Here is a 17,153-nt window from a genome sequence, read left to right as displayed (position 1 = left end):
TTCGCTTGTCAATGCGCGCCGCCCGGCCTTGCGCCCCGCCAGCGTGCGACCCCCACCAACGTTTTTTAGCAGAGGAAACACCCCATGAAAGCACCTGTTCGTGTTGCTGTGACCGGCGCCGCCGGCCAGATCGGCTATGCCCTGCTGTTCCGCATCGCTTCCGGCGAAATGCTGGGCAAGGACCAGCCGGTCATTCTGCAGTTGCTTGAACTGCCGATTGAGAAGGCCCAGGCCGCCCTCAAGGGCGTGATGATGGAGCTGGAAGACTGCGCGTTCCCGCTGCTGGCCGGCATGGTCGGTACCGACGACGCCGAAGTGGCCTTCAAGGACGTCGACGTCGCCCTGCTGGTCGGTTCGCGTCCGCGCGGCCCGGGCATGGAGCGCAAGGACCTGCTGCTGGCCAATGCGGAGATCTTCACCGCACAGGGCGCGGCCCTGAACAAGGTCGCCAAGCGCGACGTGAAGGTGCTGGTGGTCGGCAACCCGGCCAACACCAACGCCTACATCGCCATGAAGTCGGCGCCGGACCTGGACCCGAAGAATTTCACCGCCATGCTGCGCCTGGACCACAACCGTGCGCTGAGCCAGCTCTCGGCCAAGCTCGGCAAGCCGGTGGCCGGCATCGAGAAGCTGGTGGTGTGGGGTAACCACAGCCCGACCATGTACCCGGATTATCGTTTCGCCACCGCCGATGGCGCCTCCATCGGCGATACGATCAACGATCAGGAGTGGAACGCTTCCACGTTCATCCCGACGGTGGGCAAGCGCGGCGCAGCGATCATCGAAGCGCGTGGCCTGTCCTCGGCTGCCTCCGCCGCCAATGCCGCCATCGACCACATCCGTGACTGGGTGCTGGGCACCAACGGCAAGTGGGTGACGATGGGCGTGCCGTCGGACGGCTCCTACGGCATTCCGGAAGGCGTGATGTTCGGCTTCCCGGTCACCACCGAAAATGGCAAGTACACCATCGTCAAGGATCTGCCGATCGACGACTTCAGCCAGAAGTACATCGACAAGACCCTGGCCGAGCTGGAAGAAGAGCGCAGCGGCGTGGCGCATCTGCTGGGCTGAGTTGTTCGATCACTGCAGTCATGAAAACGCCGGGCATTGCCCGGCGTTCTTTTATTGCGCGTCGTGTCGCAGACGCCTGCGCTGTCAGGCCAGACCTTCGGCCTTGAGTGCAGCCTGCACATCGGCATCGGCCAGCATGCGTTGCACGAACGCCTGCAGTGCGTTCAAGCCATCCAGATTCACCGCGACTTTCTGCGCCCACAGCAAGGTGACGAACAAATACGCATCGGCACCGGTGTGGCTGTCGCTGGCAAGCCAGGTACGACCTTGCAGATGCGCATCGACGCGCGCGTACAGCGTGCGCAATTTGACGCGCGCATCGTCCTGGCTGCGCGCAATCAGCGCCGGGTCTTGCAGATACGCGGTGCTACCGAAGATCGGCTTGAAAGTGGGGTGCACGTCGGCATTGACGAAGGCGATCCAACGATTGATTTCGGCACGGCTGCGCGCGGTGCCATCGCCGGATAGGCCGGTAAGTGGTGCGATGTCGGCGATGTAATTGAGGATGGCTGCATTCTGGGTCAGTGCCCAATCGTCGACCAGCAGCAATGGCACGGCGCCTGCTGGATTCAGACGCAGATACTCGGGAGATTTCATCGTCGCCGCATCGACCACACTCAGGTCGAACGGCAGCCCCGACCAACGCAACACGATGTGATCTGCCAGCGAACAAGCGCCGGGCTTGGTATACAGCTTCATGGACGATCCACGCGAAAATGAAGACCCAAGCTTAGCGGGCAGGCGATGCCGTGTGGAGCGCGCAGCGGGTATCGGGGGCTTGAGTAGGATGTCGCCATTGGCCCATTGGCCCGTTGGTCGCTGAAGTTGGTGTTATGCCGATACGAAGGACACTGCCAAGCTAGCCAGCGCGGCAAGTCGCGGCAGCGGCCTTGGCGTGGTCAGGGTCTTCTTTGCAACCCGTCAGGGTGCGGAAAGCGAGTCGGTGCCTGATACGGCTTTCTGCCGCGCCGGTCGATCGCCAGGCGTGCGGCGTGTCCGTTGTACTGCGACGCATGAGTGTCTCGAGATGGACGCCTTAAGACGCGTCAACGCATCGGCACTGCATCTCGATAATCAATGACCTCAGCGACGTATGACGCTCAGAGATGCCGCGACACTGCGCGCTCAGGACGCGTTGCGCGGGCGCAGCGATTGCACGCGATAGAACGTGTGGTCGCCGATGGTGGCCACCTGATAGGCATTACGCCAGCTAGGGCTCGCGATTGCGCTTGCGGCAAAGTGACTGGCGCCCGGCACGATCTCTTTGCGTTGGCCAACTGGCAATGCCCAGTTGCGCTGCGCCGCCAGTGCCACGCCCAATGCCTTGTTCCAGGCATCGTCGTTCTTCAGCTGCGTGCCTGGCGCCACGATCGTCGGCGCGAACTGCTTGCGTGCAGTGACCACCTGACACATCGAGTCGCCCCACAAACCGCTATCCAGGCGACGCAATGCAACTTCTGCAACGGCCTGCTGGCCACGCAAGGTCTGGTCGCGCGCTTCCAGATAGACGGTCGTGCTCAAACACAGCGAATCTGCAGCTGGCTGCGGCAACACATGCGACAGCCAGAGTATCCAAACAAGTTTCATAGAACTCCTTGCTCCGTATGGGCCGGTCCGCAGAGCATCCAATGTGGATGCACCAGTGCAGAGGGCTTGGCGTCATGGGGAGGCGACCTGCCACCGGTCGCCAAATGCTTCGGCGAAAGACCATCTGCCGAAGGCGCCCACCAAATGCGGCGGGTCAAAAAGTTGGCGCAAGGTAGGCGTCGATCACACAATCGCGGCTGAATGAGAGGGGTTGACGATTCTGATTGCCCGCAGTGCATCGCGCTGCGAAACAGCCTAGCGTGCATCGCAACATCGAATCTGCGTCGCAGTGTTGAAAGCGACTGTTGTGTTGCATGAATTATTTGCCACATCGCGCGCGCTGCGGCAGTGCGTGTCGGTTCCGATGATGGCCTGGTGGCCAAAAACCGCGTTCCTGATAAAGCAAATTTCATACACGCACTCGTCACGCGTGGTTGTGCTCTCGACCGGGGCTGCGTAATTCGGTTTCGTACATCGATCAAGGGGGCGCGAGAAAGACGGGCGTCGCGCAGATGCACTGGATGGCGAAAGTGCTAGCGTCCGAGCTGCAGCGGTGTGTGTGTTGCAGCACTGGCGCTTTATGCATCTCTTTTGCGTGGATGCGCAGTCTTGACGCATCTCGCTGATCACGCCATCAAAAGCAGTACAGACAGCTAGCTGTTGCAGCGAAAGCTATCTGCCATCACGACGTGATAGCCGTCGTCGCATGATGTTCGGAGGCTACGTAGCGATGTTTCGAAAGCTCGTCGAGCATTCGATGCGCCAGTGATGTGTCTTATTGCGTTGCGATGTTTGCGCGGTCGCATGTTCAAGAGCGCAAGAGCGCAAGAGCGCAAAGATGCTCAAGTGCAGAAGTGTCAGATACAAAAGCTCTAAGACCAATGGATGCCAAAGCGAAGGGGGCGTTGATACGCCAGGTGCTGCAATCAGTGCAGCACGCACTGTCGTCAGAAACGTGCATGCACGTTGCGAAAATCTCTGTCGATGCGATAAGACACGCGGTGTGATCGCATCCCACAGGCGCACGCTGATGCTGTAGCGGTGATTGCGAATCGACAATGCAGGCAGCAAGCGGTGACCTGAGCGCGTTTTAGGTGCGCGAAGTGCCCGCGCCTCTACCACACAGGCCCGTGTCGAGATGCGCTGCCGCGTAGGCGCGCAATGCGACAGGCGGTAATGCGTGCGGTAACGATGCATGCGGCACTTATCGCCGGTCCGCACGGCAAGAAAGAGAATCGGCGTGGCATGCCACCACATCCGCATGCATGGCGACGTCGGTAACGCTGCATGCACGGCAGTCGTGCAGCCAGGCCCCGAACGCAACGACGGCGTCGTCGTGACGCCGTCCTGGAAAATCCGTTACAGGGTCGCGGCCAGCCGACTTGCCTGGTTGATCGCACGCTTGGCATCCAGTTCGGCCGCCACATCCGCGCCGCCGATCAAATGCGGCTGCCGGCCGTTGGCTTGCAGCGCGGTCAGCAATTCGCGACGCGGCTCCTGCCCGGCGCACACCACCACCGTACCGACATCCAGCAGCTGTTCGCTGCCTTCCACGCGAATGCGCAGGCCGGCATCGTCCACGCCCAGATATTCCACGCCGCCGAGCATCTTGACGCCCTTGGCCTTGAGCGTCGCGCGGTGGATCCAGCCAGTGGTCTTGCCCAGGCGTCCACCGGGCTTGCCGGGGCTGCGCTGCAACAGCCAGACCTGACGAGCGGCACGCTCGGGTTGCGGTTTGGTCAACGCACCGCGCGCTTCGAAGCTCGGGTCGACGCCCCATTCGGTCATCCAGCGCTGCGGATCCAGCGAAGGCGATTCACCCGTGTGCACCAGAAACTCGCCGACATCAAAGCCAATTCCGCCGGCACCGATGATGGCCACCTTGTCGGCGGCTACGTGGCGGCCCAGCACCACGTCGAGGTAGCTCACCACCATCGGATGATCGGCACCGGGGAAATCCACCTTGCGCGGCTTGATGCCGGTTGCCAGCACGACTTCGTCGAAGTCTTTCAGATCGGCCGCCTGCACCGGGGTGTTCAAACGCAGCTGCACGCCGGTCGCTTCGATGCGATGGCCGAAATAACGCAAGGTCTCGTTGAACTCTTCCTTGCCCGGAATGCGCCTGGCGACATTGAATTGCCCGCCAATCGCATCGCTTGCATCGAACAAGGTCACCCGATGCCCGCGTTCTGCCGCCACCGTCGCGCAGGCCAGACCGGCCGGGCCGGCACCGACCACGGCAATGCGCTTGGGCGTGGCAGTCGGGGTGTAGTTCAGTTCGGTCTCGTGTGCGGCACGCGGGTTGACCAGGCAGCTGGCCAGCTTGTTGTCGAACACGTGATCCAGGCAGGCCTGGTTACAGGCAATGCACGTATTGATGGTATGCGACTGCCCGGCGCGCGCCTTGTTGGTCCACTGCGGGTCGGCCAGCAGCGGCCGCGCCAGCGACACCATGTCTGCGGCACCGTCGGCCAGGATGCGCTCGGCCACCTCCGGCATGTTGATGCGGTTGGTTGCCACCACCGGAATGCGCAGATGCGGCTTGAGTTTGGCAGTGACCCCGGCAAACGCAGCGCGCGGCACCGAGGTGGCGATGGTGGGAATGCGCGCTTCGTGCCAGCCGATACCGGAATTGATGATGGTTGCGCCGGCCGCTTCGATCGCCTGCGCCTGGGCCAGGATTTCCTGCCACTGGTTGCCGTCTTCGACCAGATCCACCAGCGACAGCCGGTAGATAATGATGAAGTCCGGCCCGCAGGCCTCGCGGATGCGCCGCACGATCTCCACCGCAAAGCGCATGCGCTTGCTCGCATCGCCGCCCCAGGTGTCGCGGCGCCGATTGGTGCGCGCGGCGGTGAATTCGTTGATCAGATAGCCTTCCGAGCCCATGACCTCGACCCCGTCGTAGCCCGCTTCGCGCGCCAGCAGCGCGGCACGCGCATAGGCGGCGACCTGCCGGTCCACTGCGCCGGCCGACAAGGCGCGCGGAGTGAACGGGTTGATCGGTGCCTTGAGCCTGGATGGCGCAACCGACAGCGGGTGGTACGCGTAGCGCCCGGCGTGCAGCAGTTGCAGGCAGATCTTGGCGCCGTGTTCGTGAACTGCGCGGGTGACCTGGCGATGCGGGCGTACCTCCCAAGGCCACGATAACTTGCCGCCGAACGGCTTGAGCCAGCCCACCACATTCGGCGAAAACCCACCGGTCACGATCAGGCCCACGCCACCGGCGGCGCGCTCTGCGAAATACGCCGCCAGCTTGGGGAAGTCGCGCGCACGGTCTTCCAGGCCCGTGTGCATCGAGCCCATCAGGACGCGATTACGCAGTTGCGTGAAGCCCAGATCGAGCGGGGTGAACAGGTGCGGGAAAGACAAGGCGGAGGGACCGGTGGCGGGCGACATGATGTGGATACGCTGGCGTACGGATTGCGCACGATGCCGGCAAACCGGCCTGGCGGCAAGTCCTGACGCATGCAGCGGCCCTGCCGATGCCGGAGACGCCCGGCCGGCAACACACGCCTTCGCTGCCGCCCGCACGGGCGCGCGCCGATACGCAGGCGCTGCGCGCATCCATGCATCGCGGCGGCGACCTGAGCCAGACCGCCGCCTTACCAGCCGGCCAGCACCAGCTTACCGATCGTGCTGCCGCTTTCCAGTCGACGGTGCGCCTCGCGCAGCTGCTGCGCATTGATCGGCGACAGCGTCTCGGTATGCGTGGTGCGCAGCTCGCCGGCATCGATCAGGCTGGCCGCCCGGTTGAGGATGCGGTGCTGCTCGACCATGTCCTCGGTCGCGTAGCGCGCGCGCGTGAACATCAGCTCCCAATGGATGCCAATGCACTTGGATTTGTATGGGTCGCCGATCGACAACGGCCCGCGCGGCTCCACGATCAGGCCCACATGGCCCTGTGGCGCCAGCACTTCGCCCAGTGGCTGCCAGTAGCGGTCGGTGTCGGCCAGATTGAGCGCCGCGTCCACCGTTTCCAGCCCCAGCGCCTGCAGTTGCGGCTGCAGCGGTTGGTGATGATCGATCACGTGGTGGGCGCCCATTTGGCGAACCCATTCGATGCTCTCCGGGCGCGAGGCGGTGGCAATCACCGTGAACCCGGCATGCCGCGCCAGCTGGATCGCGATGGAGCCCACGCCACCCGCGCCGCCGATGATGAGCAGATGCCTGCCGCGATTGCGTGCACCGTCGAATGAAAAGGGCATGCGCTGGAACAGCAGCTCCCACGCCGTCAGGGTGGTCAGCGGCAGCGCGGCCGCCTGCGCGAAGCTGAGCGAGGTCGGTTTGCATCCGGCAATGCGGGCGTCCACCAACTGATACTGCGCATTGCTGCCCGGCCGCCCGATATCGCCGGCATAGTAGACCTCGTCGCCGACCGCGAAGGCGGTGACCTCCGGGCCGACCGCCTCGATCACTCCGGCTGCGTCGTAACCCAGGACCTTCGGCGCCTGCAGGGGCTGCGGCTTGGGCGCGCGCACCTTCGTATCGACCGGGTTCACGGAGATCGCCTCCACCCGCACCAATAAGTCATACCCCGACGGCGCCGCAGGTGCCGGAAGTTCCATGTCAAGCAGCGATTCGGGATCGTTGATCGGAAGATGGCGGGTGAGGGCGACAGCTTTCATTGGAGCGCTCCTGAGCGGGAGGTTCAGGGTGCGTTGTGGGGCAAGTCGCCTGCAACCATCCACCCCACAATTCAGCTCGGACAGGGCTTGGCGTTCACCAATGTAGTTTTCAAGGCAACCTGGAACGCTGAAAACCAGTCAGCACGGAACCGTATTCAAGTGACTTAATTGGGCTGCCGTTCATGCAGGCGCGCTATTCGAATTGGGCCCCCGGTCCTTTCCTTCATGAAGCTGTATACGTAGTATTGCTTGGCGTTGCGGGACCTGGTGATTGCTTTCACATGTTATATGACCGTTAACGCGATCTTCACCGAGGCCGGCTTAATCTGCGCCCCGATGGCTCTGGATGTGACGAGCATCTTTACCAAGCACAACGCCTCTATCGGTTTTATCTCCCAAAGAAGGAGCTGTATAAATGAACAAGAAAATTCTCACTGCCGCGTTGCTCGGCGGTCTGGCAGTTGCCCAGGCTGCTTCCGCGCAGGAGTTCGACGACCGTTGGTACCTGACCGGTAGCGCTGGCTTCAACTTCCAGGACAGCGATCGCCTGACCAATGATGCCCCGTTCGTCACCCTGGGTCTGGGCAAGTTCGTCAGCCCGAACTGGTCGATCGACGGTGAGCTGAACTATCAGAACCCGAACTTCGATGCCAACCAGGATCTGAACTGGAGCCAGTACGGCATCTCGTTCGACCTGCGTCGCCACTTCATCCAGGAAGGCCGCGGCTGGAACCCCTACCTGCTGTTCGGTCTGGGCTACCAGCGTTCGGAAGAAGAATTCGACGCGACCCCGAACCCGGTTTCGCCGGGCCAGCAGAAGGACGGCAACTTTGCCGCCAAGGCTGGTGTCGGTCTGCAGACCACCTTCGACAAGCGCGTTGCCGTGCGTGCCGAGTTGGCCTACCGCGCTGACTTCAACGACCAGAGCGTTGCTGCTCCGCAGGAAGACTGGTTCGGCGACGTGCTGGCTTCGGTCGGCGTCGTGATCCCGTTGGGACCGGCTCCGTCGACCGCTCCGCCGCCGGCTCCGGCTCCGGTTGCGCCGAGCTGCGCCGATCTGGATGACGACGGTGACGGCGTCAACAACTGCGACGACAAGTGCCCGAACTCGCAGCCTGGCCAGACCATCGGTCCGGACGGTTGCCCGGTTCCTGTCTCGATCGACCTGAAGGGCGTGAACTTCGACTTCAACAAGTCGACCCTGCGTCCGGATGCCGTTTCGATCCTGAGCGAAGCGACCGAGATCCTGAAGCGCTACCCCGACCTGAAGGTCGAGGTTGCCGGTCACACCGACTCGAAGGGTACCGACGCGTACAACCAGAAGCTGTCCGAGCGTCGTGCGACCACCGTGTACGACTACCTGACCAAGAACGGCGTCGATGCGTCGCGTCTGGTCGGCCCGATCGGCTACGGCGAGAGCCGTCCGATTGCTCCGAACACCAACCCGGATGGTTCCGACAATCCGGAAGGTCGTGCGAAGAACCGTCGTACCGAGCTGAACGTCCAGAACTAATCGGACCGCTAGCTTTGTTGCAGACAAAACCCGGCCTCGTGCCGGGTTTTGTCTATGCAGGCTCGGGAAAAGCGCGCTCAAGCGCTGCCGATCCTGTCTGTGTTGCCATCCATGCACGGTTCCTGTTGAAACAGCGTTCATCGCTGCCTACACTCGCCGCGTCAACACCACACTCATACTTGGAAGAACCCGATGCTGCGTACCGCTACGGCAGGACTGCTCTGTCTCGCTCTGATCCCCGCTGCCTACGCCGCTCCAAACTGCGCCGGCAGCATGGTGTCCCAGCCACTGCCGTTGCCCGCCACCGTCGTTGCACCCGCGGCTGCCGAGTTCTACACCCGTAGCGTGCAGCTGGGCATGCCTACCGGCGTGCTGGCACAGCCCTATAGCAGCGACCAGTCGGTGGATCGTGTGCTGCTGCGCCTGCGCGTGGAAGGTTGCCAGGATCTGGCCAAGGTCATTCCACCCGGTGGCACCGTCAACCCGAACGACCCGGCGGCCTACAAGGCCACGACCGCGTTCGACAACACCCCGTGGCGCTTTGACATGAGCCAGAACGGCAAGCGCATGACGGCAGAAGAATTCGATGCCTGGATGAAGGCTCGCGGTGTGCGCGTGGTCAAGGCACGCCCGGCCGCTGGCGCGGCACCTGCAGCGGCAGCGCCCGCAGCACCTGCGGCCGACGCCAAGTCGGTCGAAAACAAGTAAGCCCTGCGGTCGGGACGGCATGCCCCGGCGACCTGCGCCGGCAACGTCCCGGCAGCGTCAGCGTGGTCCGGGGGCGGGCGTCGCGGTGCGCGTATCCGCGGCCGCATCCGCCAATGCCGCGCCACGCCATGGGCTGGCGCGCGTACTGTCCAAGCTTGGCGTGTGTTCGCGCACCGAGGCGGCGCGCTGGATTGCAGATGGCCGCGTGAGCGTGTCGGCGCGTGTGGTGCGCGACCCCGAATTTCCGATCCGCGGCGATCAGCAATCGTCCATCGCTGTCGATGGGCAACCGCTGGCGGGACTGGCGCGTTGCTACCTGATGCTCAACAAACCGCGCGGCGTGGTCACCACCGTGCGCGACGAGCAGGGCAGGGACACGGTCTACCGTTGCTTCGATGGCGCCGGCTTACCGTGGATCGCGCCGGTAGGGCGCCTGGACAAGGCCAGCGAAGGCCTGTTGCTTTTCAGCAACGACCCACAGTGGGCGGCGGCGGTGACCGACCCGGCGACCGGACCGGACAAGACTTACCACGTGCAGATCGATTGCCGTCCCAGTGCCGCGCAACTGGCGCAACTGCAGGCCGGTGTGGTCGATCCCGATCCGCAGGGCCAGGGCGTACTGTTGCGCGCCAAGCAGGTCAGCGTACTGCGCGAAGGCGAGCGCAATGCCTGGCTGGAAATCGTGCTGGACGAAGGGCGCAATCGGCAGATCCGCCGGCTGGTGGCCGCAGTCGACATCGGCGTATTGCGGTTGGTGCGCGTGGCGATCGGCCCGCTGGCAATGGGGGAGCTGGGCAAAGGCGCGTGGCGGATGCTGAGCGCCGAGGAAGTCAGTGCGTTAGTGCCGGCGGCGCACGCCAGCGCGCCAGACGCGCGCTGAGCAGGGCGCTCACCACTTCGTAAGCGCGGGCGTCGCCGGCGCCGTTGGCATCGTGGCGGCGACCCTTGGCGTGATTGCAGCCGGCACAGGCCAGCGCCAGGTTGCGCGCATCGTTGGCATCCTCGCCCACCAATGCGCACAGCGACGCCGCCGCGCGCCGACCGAACCAGGCCTGCGGCACCACGTGTTCGAGCGTGGTGTGGCCAAGCGGTTCGCCGTCGGCGCGCACCTGCAGATGCCGACGGCAGTGCAGGCAGCGCGTTTCCCAATGGCCGTCGCGCAGCTGCGCCTGCGCATCGGTCTGCGCCGCCAGCAGCAGCCGTTGGCGCAGCACCGTGCGCATGCTCAGGCGTCGATGACCTTGAGTTCGCGCCCGATCTTGATGAACGCTTCGATCGCTCGATCCAGGTGCTCGCGCGTATGCGCTGCGCTGATCTGGGTGCGAATGCGCGCCTGGCCTTTTGGAACCACCGGGAAGAAAAAGCCGATGGCGTAGATGCCTTCCTCCAGCAAGCGCTCGGCGAATTTTTGCGCCAGCGGTGCGTCGTACAGCATCACCGGGCTGATCGGATGCACGCCCGGTTTGACGTCGAAACCGGCGGCGGTCATGCGTGCGCGGAAATACGTGGTGTTTTCGACCAGCTGCGTCCGCAGCTCGCCGGCGGCATCCAGCATTTCGAAGGCTTTGATGCCGGCAGCCACCACGTGCGGCGGCAATGAATTGGAGAACAGGTAGGGACGCGAACGCTGGCGCAGCAGCTCGATCACTTCGCGCTTTGCGGTGGTGAAGCCGCCCAATGCGCCGCCCATGGCCTTGCCCAGCGTGCCGGTGAAGATGTCGATCTGGTCGAGTACGCCCTTGACCTCGGCCGAGCCGCGGCCGGTGTCGCCGAGGAAGCCGGTGGCATGGCATTCGTCGATATGCACCAGCGCGTTGTATTTGCGGGCCAGGGCAGTGATTTCGTCGAGCGGTGCGATGAAGCCGTCCATCGAGAAAACGCCGTCGCTGGTGATCAGCTTGGTCTTGCACCCGGCGGCGTCGGCGGCCTGCAGCTGCGCTTCCAGGTCGGCCATGTCGCAGTTGGCGTAGCGGAAGCGCTTGGCCTTGCACAGGCGCACGCCGTCGATGATGGAGGCATGATTGAGCGCATCGGAAATGATGGCGTCGTGCTCGCCGAGCAGCGGTTCGAACAGGCCGCCATTGGCATCGAAGCAGGCTGCGTAGAGGATGGTGTCTTCGGTGCCGAAGAACGTGGCGATGGTGCGTTCCAGTTGCTTATGCAGATCCTGGGTGCCGCAGATGAAGCGCACCGAGGCCATGCCGAAGCCGTGGCTGTCCAGCGCGTCCTTGGCGGCCTGGATGATGTCCGGGTGGTCGGCCAGGCCCAGATAGTTGTTGGCGCAGAAGTTCAGGACGCGGCGGTCATCGGCCAGCGTGATCTCCGCTGACTGCGGGCCGGTGATGATGCGCTCGGACTTGAACAGGCCCTGGGCCTGGATGGCGTCCAGTTCGGCGGCGTAATGGGCGGTCAGCGCGGCGGGAACGGTGGTCATGGCGGTCGCAGTGGCAAAAGAAGCGCGATTTTAACGATCACGGTGGCATACCACTACGTCATGCAAAATCGGCATAAGCGGCGGCGCTGATGTCATTTCACCGCCTGCGTGCCGCTGCGCAGCATGGCATGCTTGCTGTTCAGCTGTGCTCAATCGGCCAGGAGATCGTCGTGACATATTCCCGTTTCCGTTTTACCTCCTTTCTTTTCGCCTTGCTGGTCCTGGCCGGCCCAGCTGGCGCACGCGAAATCGGGCTGCTCAACGTGAGCTACGATCCTACCCGCGAGTTCTATCGCGACTACAACGCCGCCTTTGCAGCGCAGTGGAAACAGCAGCACCCGCAGGACACGGTGACCGTGGAAACTTCGCACGGCGGCTCGGGCAAGCAGGCGCGCGCGGTGATCGATGGCATCGAGGCCGACGTGGTGACCTTGGCGCTGGCCTACGACGTGGATGCCATCGCGCAGAAGGCCAAGCTGATCGAGACCGATTGGGAAAAGCGCCTGCCCGACAACAGTGCGCCGTATACCTCGACCATCGTGTTTCTGGTACGCAAGGGCAACCCGAAGAACATCCATGACTGGCCGGACCTGTTGCGGTCTGGCGTGGCGGTGGTGACGCCGAACCCGAAGACCTCCGGAGGCGCGCGCTGGAACTATCTGGCCGCCTGGGCATACGCCGACCACATCTTCAAGGGCGACCGCGAGCGCACCGTGCGCTATATGCAGGCGTTGTTCCGCAACGTGCCGGTGCTGGATACCGGCGCACGCGGCGCCACCACGACGTTCGTGCAGCGCGGTATCGGCGATGTGCTGCTGGCCTGGGAAAACGAAGCGCTGCTGGCGCGCGAGGAACTGGGCAAGGACAAGTTCGAGATCGTGGTGCCGAAGTTGTCGATCCTCGCCGAGCCGTCGGTGGCGCTGGTGGACAAGAACGTCGACAAGCATGGCACCCGCGAGGTGGCCGAAGCCTACTTGCGCTATCTGTATGCGCCTGAAGGTCAGAAGCTGGCAGCCAAGCATTTCTATCGCCCGCGGCATCCGGAATTTGCCGACCCGGCCGACATCGCGCGGTTTCCGGAGATCAAGCTGGTGACCATCCAGCAGGCGTTCGGCTCCTGGGAGAAGGCCCAGCAAGAGCACTTCGCCGACGGTGGCGTGTTCGACCAGATCCAGGCCAACAAGTAAGCAATGTCGATGTCGGTTGCACCCCACCCAGCGCCGTCATCGCGCCGACGCGTGATGCCGGGGCTGGGCCTGAGTCTGGGAATCACCTTGACCTGGCTTGGCCTGATCGTGCTGATCCCCCTGCTGGGTGTCTTCGTCAAGACCATCGGTCTGGGCTGGGAGGGCCTGTGGCGGGTATGGAGCGAGCCACGCGTGCTGTCGGCGCTGCGGGTGAGCTTCGGCACCGCGTTTGCGGCCGGTGCCTTCAACGCGGTGATGGGCACCTGGGTGGCGTGGGTCTTCGTGCGTTACAGGTTTCCAGGCAGGCGTTTTTTCGATGCGGTGATCGATTTGCCGTTCGCGTTGCCCACCGCGGTGGCTGGCATTGCGCTGACCGCGCTGTATGGCGGCAACGGGTGGGTGGGACGCTGGCTGGAGGCGATCGGGATCAAGGTGGCCTACACGCAACTGGGCATCGTGCTGGCGTTGGTCTTTGTGGGCCTGCCCTTCGTGGTGCGGGTGGTGCAGCCGGTGCTGGCCGAGAGCGATCGTGAAATGGAGGCTGCCGCCGCCACCTTGGGCGCCTCGCGGTGGCAGACGGTCTGGCGGGTGGTGCTGCCGGGGGTGTGGCCTGCGGTCCTGACCGGATTTGCGCTGGCGTTTGCACGCGGCGTGGGTGAATACGGCTCGGTGATCTTCATTGCCGGCAACCTGCCCAATTCCACCGAGATCGCGCCGCTGCTGATCACCATCCGGCTGGAAGAATTCGACTACGCCGGCGCGACTGCCATTGCCGCGGCCATGTTGTTGCTGTCGTTCGTGATCTTGTTGGTGGTCAATACGCTGCAGGCACGGCTGCTGCGCTATCAACGGAGGCCCGCATGAACGATGCTGTTTCATCGCTGCCTTCCATGTTGCCGATCCATGCCATGACCAAGCAGGCGCGTCGCATCAGCGATTCGGCCACCAATGAGCCGCGGTGGGTGCAATGGCTGATGATCCTGGGCGCCGTGCTCTTTCTGCTGGCGTTCTTGCTGCTGCCGCTGGTGCTGGTGTTCGCCGAGGCGTTGCGTGGCGGTTGGGAAACCTTCCTGCATGCGGTGGTCGACCCGGACGCGTTGTCGGCGATCAAGCTGACCTTGCTGGTGACGGCGATCGTGCTGCCGTTGAATCTGGTCTTCGGCGTGGCCGCGGCGTGGGCCGTCAGCAAGCATCAGTTCCGGGGCAAACGCCTGCTGGTCAGCCTGATCGACCTGCCATTCTCGGTGTCGCCGGTGGTGGCGGGCTTGATCTTCGTGCTGATCTTCGGCCGCAACGGCTGGGCCTGGCCGCTGATCGACGAAGGCTGGCATGTGCAGCTGCCGGCGCTGGGCGACCTTGTGATCCAGCTGCCGCGGATCGTGTTCGCGTTGCCAGGCATCGTATTGGCGACCACGTTCGTAACCTTCCCCTTCATCGCGCGCGAATTGATGCCGTTGATGGAGCAGCAGGGCAGCGACGAAGAACTGGCGGCACTGAGCCTGGGCGCGAACGGCTGGCAGATGTTCTGGCGGGTGACGCTGCCCAGTATCCGTTGGGGCCTGTTGTACGGTGTGCTGTTGTGCGCGGCGCGTGCGATGGGCGAATTCGGGGCGGTGTCGGTGGTGTCCGGGCATATCCGTGGACGCACCAATACGCTGCCGCTGCACGTGGAAATTCTCTACAACGAATACGCCTACAGCGCCGCATTTGCCTGCGCGTCGCTGCTGGCATTGACCGCGCTGCTGACGTTGGCGCTGAAGACGTATCTGGAATGGCGACACGGCGATTCGCTGGCCGCCAACCACCGCCATTGAGGTGACCATGGGCATCCGCATTCACCGCCTGCGCAAGCAGTTCGAGACCTTTACTGCGCTGGACAACATCGACCTGGAAGTGCGCCAGGGCGAGTTGCTGGCCTTGCTTGGGCCCTCCGGCTCGGGCAAGACCACGCTGCTGCGGATCATGGCCGGGCTGGAGCATGCCGATGGCGGGCAGGTGCTGTTCGGCGATGAAGATGCCACCCGCATGAGCGTGCAATCGCGTCGGGTCGGCTTCGTGTTCCAGCACTATGCGTTGTTCAAGCATATGGACGTGTTCGAGAACATCGCATTCGGCTTGCGCGTGCGCCGCGGCAACGCGCGTTGGGCCGAAGCGCGCATCCGTGCCCGGGTGGAGGAACTGCTGGCGCTGGTTCAGCTGCAGGGCCTGGAACAGCGTTATCCCACCCAGCTCTCCGGCGGCCAGCGGCAGCGCGTGGCGCTGGCGCGCGCGCTGGCGATCGAACCGCGCGTGCTGTTGCTGGACGAGCCATTCGGTGCGCTGGATGCGCAGGTGCGCCGCGACCTGCGCCGTTGGCTGCGCGAGTTGCACGAACGTACCGGCCTGACCACGGTATTCGTCACCCATGACCAGGAAGAAGCCCTGGAACTGGCCGACCGCGTGGCCATCCTCAATCGCGGCCGCATCGAGCAACTCGACACGCCGGCCATGATCTACGACAAGCCGGCCTCGCCCTTCGTGTATTCGTTCGTGGGTGCGGTGAACCGGATTCCTGGGGTGTTGGCGCAGGGGCAGATCCAGGTGGCTGGGCACGCACTGCCCCTGGCCAACGCTGCGCTGGTTGCAGGGCCGGTCGAGGTGTATGTGCGGCCGGAGGATCTGGTGCCCGACGCGGCGGGCTGGCCGGCCACGGTGGCGTGGTCGCAGCGCAGTGGCTCACGCCTGCGTCTGCGCGCAACGCTGGAGCCGGCGGGCAATGAAGTGGAAGTGGAACTGCCGGCCTCTGCCGGCAGCTTTCAGCCAGGGCAGCAAGTGCGCTTGGCAGCAAGGCAGTACGGGATATTTCCCGCGTAAGCAGGCGCCGGCTGCGGTCCGGGCCCGCCGGAATGGATGTGCGAGACGTAGGTTTCGCCTTCGCCGCGACGAATCTCCAATTCCCAATCCCGGCTTCCGAACATCAAGATTCGGCGCAAGCGGTCGATGACATCAACACCTGATTCGCGCATGGGCTCTTGAGTGTGTGCGCTGGATCAAGCGAACGCGACTTTCATGTTGCGCTGCAATGACAGTTGGACTAATAAGTCTTGGCAGCCTCGCTTCGCGCCATCCCACCGTTCATCGCTCCAGGAGATGCCCATGAAGTCGTCCCCGCTCGCTTGTTGTCTGTCGTTACTGCTGCTCGGCGTTGCGCCGCTTGCGCAGGCGCAGGACGAAGATGCGTCTACATCGCCGTTCAGTGGCACCTTTGCGGTGACCAGCGATTACCTGTTCCGCGGTATTTCGCAGACGAATGAAGAGCCTGCGTTTCAGGCCGGTCTGACCTACAAGACGCCATTCGGGTTGTACCTGGGGACCTGGGGGTCCAACGTCGATTTCGGCGCCGGCGATCCGGATTGGGAAGTTGATGGTTTCGTCGGCTACAACACCGACCTGGGCAGCCACTGGAACTTCGACGTCATGATCAACCGCTACCAGTATCTGGGAGCGGGCGCATCCAACTACGCAGAGCTGATCACCAAGACCACGTTCCTGAAGACCTATAGCGTGACGGTCGCCTACACCGACGATCTCTACGGCAGCAAGACCGATGGCTATTACTACGCCTTCGATGCCAACTGGACGTTGCCGTACGACTTTACCCTCAGCGCGCACGCAGGGCATAGCGTCTACACCTCGTCGCTGAGTCAGGTGGATCACGACTACAACGATTTCGGCGTCAACGTCGGCAAGACGTTCGGCCCGCTGGGTTTGAGCGTGGGTTATTACGACACCAGCAAAGCCGCCGAATTCGGCTTCGGTCGTCAGAATTCGCAGAACCATCTGGTGGCGACGGCGACGGTTGCTTGGCCGTGATGGCGATTGGTTGAAGTGGCTCTGGCAGCGCGCAGAGTCGTCGTCATGCGGAAGCGTTGACGCACCGGGTTTTGTGCCTCTGCGTCCAAGTTAGGTCAAGACTCGAGGCCTGGCTGGTTGGATTTTTGAGTGACTGCAGCTTGCGGATCGATCACGTGTAGAGCCGCCGATCT

General features: G+C 63.6%; 15 protein-coding genes. 9 read left to right on the top strand and 6 right to left on the bottom strand.

Annotation, left to right across the window (positions count from 1 at the left end):
• The first annotated feature begins 84 nt into the window (after window positions 1-84).
• Window positions 85-1,071: a malate dehydrogenase gene (locus J7367_RS08225; RefSeq protein ID WP_007968897.1), complete on the top strand. Its 987-nt coding sequence runs from the start codon at window positions 85-87 to the stop codon at window positions 1,069-1,071.
• A gap of 84 nt (window positions 1,072-1,155) precedes the next feature.
• Here the strand turns inward: J7367_RS08225 and J7367_RS08220 are convergent, their stop codons facing one another.
• The 4 genes from J7367_RS08220 to J7367_RS08205 form a co-directional block, all read right to left on the bottom strand.
• Window positions 1,156-1,770 (bottom strand): glutathione binding-like protein, encoded by a 615-nt coding sequence (locus J7367_RS08220; RefSeq protein ID WP_007970618.1) that lies wholly within the window; start codon window positions 1,768-1,770, stop codon window positions 1,156-1,158.
• Window positions 1,771-2,196: 426 nt separating this feature from the next.
• Complete coding sequence (locus J7367_RS08215; RefSeq protein WP_005915848.1) at window positions 2,197-2,658, bottom strand: cell wall hydrolase; 462 nt, start codon at window positions 2,656-2,658, stop codon at window positions 2,197-2,199.
• Between the two features lie 1,359 nt (window positions 2,659-4,017).
• Window positions 4,018-6,057 (bottom strand): NADPH-dependent 2,4-dienoyl-CoA reductase, encoded by a 2,040-nt coding sequence (locus tag J7367_RS08210; protein WP_057661859.1) that lies wholly within the window; start codon window positions 6,055-6,057, stop codon window positions 4,018-4,020.
• Window positions 6,058-6,263: 206 nt separating this feature from the next.
• The gene (locus J7367_RS08205) at window positions 6,264-7,286 is read right to left on the bottom strand and encodes a zinc-binding alcohol dehydrogenase family protein (RefSeq protein ID WP_057661857.1); all 1,023 of its coding nucleotides are present in this window, start codon (window positions 7,284-7,286) and stop codon (window positions 6,264-6,266) included.
• Window positions 7,287-7,701: 415 nt separating this feature from the next.
• Between J7367_RS08205 and J7367_RS08200 the strand changes: the two genes are divergently transcribed.
• From J7367_RS08200 to J7367_RS08190, 3 genes are all read left to right on the top strand, one after another.
• On the top strand, window positions 7,702-8,799 hold the full coding sequence (locus tag J7367_RS08200; protein WP_005915855.1) for an OmpA family protein: 1,098 nt from the start codon (window positions 7,702-7,704) through the stop codon (window positions 8,797-8,799).
• A gap of 192 nt (window positions 8,800-8,991) precedes the next feature.
• The gene (locus J7367_RS08195) at window positions 8,992-9,507 is read left to right on the top strand and encodes a hypothetical protein (protein WP_007968908.1); all 516 of its coding nucleotides are present in this window, start codon (window positions 8,992-8,994) and stop codon (window positions 9,505-9,507) included.
• A 19-nt stretch (window positions 9,508-9,526) separates the two neighbouring features.
• Window positions 9,527-10,387 (top strand): pseudouridine synthase, encoded by an 861-nt coding sequence (locus J7367_RS08190; RefSeq protein WP_007968912.1) that lies wholly within the window; start codon window positions 9,527-9,529, stop codon window positions 10,385-10,387.
• On the opposite strand, the gene J7367_RS08185 is transcribed toward J7367_RS08190, so the two are convergent.
• Together J7367_RS08185 and kbl are read right to left on the bottom strand one after the other, a co-directional pair.
• The gene (locus J7367_RS08185; protein ID WP_042676276.1) at window positions 10,338-10,730 is read right to left on the bottom strand and encodes an HNH endonuclease; all 393 of its coding nucleotides are present in this window, start codon (window positions 10,728-10,730) and stop codon (window positions 10,338-10,340) included. The genes J7367_RS08190 and J7367_RS08185 overlap by 50 nt on opposite strands.
• A 2-nt stretch (window positions 10,731-10,732) precedes the next feature.
• Entirely contained in the window at window positions 10,733-11,941 is a 1,209-nt protein-coding gene (gene kbl, locus J7367_RS08180) for a glycine C-acetyltransferase (RefSeq protein ID WP_057661856.1), read from the bottom strand.
• A gap of 89 nt (window positions 11,942-12,030) precedes the next feature.
• On the opposite strand from kbl, the gene J7367_RS08175 reads away from it, so the two are divergent.
• From J7367_RS08175 to J7367_RS08155, 5 genes are all read left to right on the top strand, one after another.
• Window positions 12,031-13,128, top strand: coding sequence for a sulfate ABC transporter substrate-binding protein (locus J7367_RS08175; protein ID WP_007968916.1), 1,098 nt, complete (start codon window positions 12,031-12,033; stop codon window positions 13,126-13,128).
• 3 nt (window positions 13,129-13,131) lie between these two features.
• On the top strand, window positions 13,132-13,992 hold the full coding sequence (cysT, locus tag J7367_RS08170) for a sulfate ABC transporter permease subunit CysT (protein ID WP_057661852.1): 861 nt from the start codon (window positions 13,132-13,134) through the stop codon (window positions 13,990-13,992).
• The gene (gene cysW / locus J7367_RS08165) at window positions 13,989-14,942 is read left to right on the top strand and encodes a sulfate ABC transporter permease subunit CysW (protein ID WP_057661849.1); all 954 of its coding nucleotides are present in this window, start codon (window positions 13,989-13,991) and stop codon (window positions 14,940-14,942) included. The genes cysT and cysW overlap by 4 nt, the downstream gene beginning before the upstream one ends.
• 7 nt (window positions 14,943-14,949) lie before the next feature.
• Window positions 14,950-15,981, top strand: a complete 1,032-nt coding sequence (locus tag J7367_RS08160; protein ID WP_007968921.1) for a sulfate/molybdate ABC transporter ATP-binding protein — start codon at window positions 14,950-14,952, stop codon at window positions 15,979-15,981.
• Between the two features lie 282 nt (window positions 15,982-16,263).
• Window positions 16,264-16,980, top strand: coding sequence for a TorF family putative porin (locus tag J7367_RS08155; RefSeq protein WP_057661846.1), 717 nt, complete (start codon window positions 16,264-16,266; stop codon window positions 16,978-16,980).
• Window positions 16,981-17,153 lie beyond the last annotated feature (173 nt).

The sequence above is a fragment of the Xanthomonas sp. D-36-1 genome, from assembly GCF_017746155.1.
GTDB classification, from domain to species: Bacteria; Pseudomonadota; Gammaproteobacteria; order Xanthomonadales; family Xanthomonadaceae; genus Xanthomonas; species Xanthomonas cissicola.
Note: the sequence above shows the minus strand (reverse complement) of the source record. Positions and strands in the feature narration are given on the sequence as shown.